The 2,170-nt window shown below is 68.5% G+C and carries 2 pseudogenes; one reads left to right on the plus strand and one right to left on the minus strand.

Annotated elements, in window-relative coordinates:
- Nucleotides 1-305 precede the first annotated feature (305 nt).
- Nucleotides 306-1,701 (plus strand): annotated as a pseudogene (locus RM423_RS24500) (IS1380 family transposase); the annotation flags it as partial.
- Nucleotides 1,702-1,934: 233 nt separating this feature from the next.
- Here RM423_RS24500 and RM423_RS24505 read toward each other — a convergent pair.
- Nucleotides 1,935-2,170 (minus strand): annotated as a pseudogene (locus tag RM423_RS24505) (hypothetical protein); the annotation flags it as partial.

A 2,170-nucleotide genomic window follows, 5' to 3' on the forward strand; every position in this document is an offset into this window, starting at 1 on the left:
CTATCAGCGGCTCGGCGCCCGGCTGCAGTCCGAGGCCGCGGCGACCGGCCAGTCACCGCTGGCTGCGTCCTACGGTCAGCCCCGCACCCCGACCGCCGCCGAACCGGAGAAGATCCAGGACTGACACGCCGCACCCGAGCGGCGACGGTCGGTACGCCCCGTGCGTGCCGGCCGTCGCTGGCTGTCCAGTGGTTAGCCCGCGGCTTTCATGGTGACGGCGCGTTGATCAATTGAAAAGTGCTCCGAGCCGAGCAGGATCAGGGGTGTCGAGTCTCTGTCCAGCGCAAGCAAGGAGCACCTTCAAGGTGAAGAATAGCGGGCTGTATCCGAGGGTCCGAGCTGACGCGGCCGGGTCGGCGATCGTGTCTCAGGCGGGCGCGGCGGCGTTGGTGGAAGCGGTCCGGGCGTCGGGGCTGGATCGTGGCTTGTCGCAGGCGTTGGGTCGGTGGCGCAAGCGGCTGGCCCGGCATGATCCGGGCAAGATTCTCACCGATCTGGCGCTGGCGTTGGCCGTGGGCGGGGATTGCCTGGCCGATGTGGCGGTGCTGCGGGCCGAGCCGGCGGTGTTCGGGCCGGTGGCCTCCGATCCGACCGTCTCCCGACTGGTGGATACTCTGGCCGCGGACGCTGACCGGGCGTTGAAGGCGATCGACGCCGCGAGGGCCGCTGCCCGGGCGAGGGTGTGGGCCGCCGCCGGGGAGCACGCCCCCGACCACTGCGCGAGCGCGGAGACGCCGGTAGTCATCGACGTCGATGCCACGCTGATCACAGCCCATTCGGAGAAGGAGCTGGCGGCGCCGACGTTCAAGCGCAGTTTCGGTTTCCATCCGCTGCTCACCTTCGCCGACCACGGCCCGGCCGGGACCGGTGAGCCGCTGTCATTCTTGCTCAGAGCGGGAAACGCCGGCTCGAACACCGCCGCGGACCACATCCAGGTGCTGCGTCAGGCGTTCGGGCAGCTGCCGGGCCATAAGTCCGGCAACCGGCCCGGGCGAGGAGTGCTGGTCCGCGTGGACGGCGCAGGCGGCACCCACGAGCTGCTGGCCTGGCTGACCTCTCAGCGGGTGCAGTACTCGGTCGGGTTCAGCCTGTCCGACACCTTCACCGACCAGATCACCCTGCTGGACAAGGCGAAACTGTGGCAGCCGGCCTACGACGGCGACGGCCACATCCGGCCCGGCGCGTTCGTCGCCGAAGCAACCGGCCTGCTCAATCTGGCGTCCTGGCCGGCCGGGATGCGGGTCATCGTGCGCAAAGAACGACCGCACCCCGGCGCGCAACTGCGGATCACTGACCACGACGGCAACCGGGTCACCGCATTCGCGACCAACACACCTCGCGGCCAACTCGCCGACCTCGAACTGCGCCACCGCCGCCGCGCGCGGTGCGAGGACCGCATCCGCATCAGCAAGGACACCGGACTCAGAAACCTGCCACTGCACGACTTCGACCAGAACCGGATCTGGCTCGCCATCGTCGCCCTGGCCGTCGAACTCACCGCCTGGCTGGGAGATGCTTGCCTTCACCAACAACCCGGCACGGCGCTGGGAACCCAAACGACTCCGCCTCCAGCTGTTCTCGATTGCCGCCCGCATTACCGACCACAGCCGCACCCGCCGCCTGCACCTTTCCAGCCACGCGCCCCGGGCCGCGCTGCTCACCGCAGGCCTCGACCGGCTACGCCTCATCCCGCACCCGGCTGAACACCGTCCCACCCGCACCTACGACCAGCAACCAGACCGGCCCGTGGAACCGGCGCACCGAGCGACCTCGGCCAAACCGTCACACCCCTGCGGCACAATCCCAACCACAGGCGCTGCCGCGCTAAACCCAAGATCAACAACCAGACCAAGAAAGATCCGGGTTAGCCAGCAATTTCGCCCGGAAAGCGTCGCAGCAAGCTTGTCTGAGCAAGGGCATTAACCGCCCACCGTTTATGTCCGATTCAGCTGCGCCGTGATGTAGTCGCGCCAGGCCATCTCGTCGTCCGGGCGCGTCTGCGGGTGTGGTCCGAGCCGTCCGCGCAGCACCTTCTCGGTCGAGGAAAAGCGGTCGAAAAGCTCAAGCTGACCGGCCAGCGGAAACAGCTCATGCTGCCATTGGACGTGCTGCAGAACCGGCGCCCGAATGCTTTCGGCCGCGTCGGCGATCAGGTCGTTCGCGGCGAGCG

Origin of the sequence: Jatrophihabitans lederbergiae (genome assembly GCF_031845305.1) — a bacterium.
Classification (GTDB): domain Bacteria; phylum Actinomycetota; class Actinomycetes; order Mycobacteriales; family Jatrophihabitantaceae; genus Jatrophihabitans_A; species Jatrophihabitans_A lederbergiae.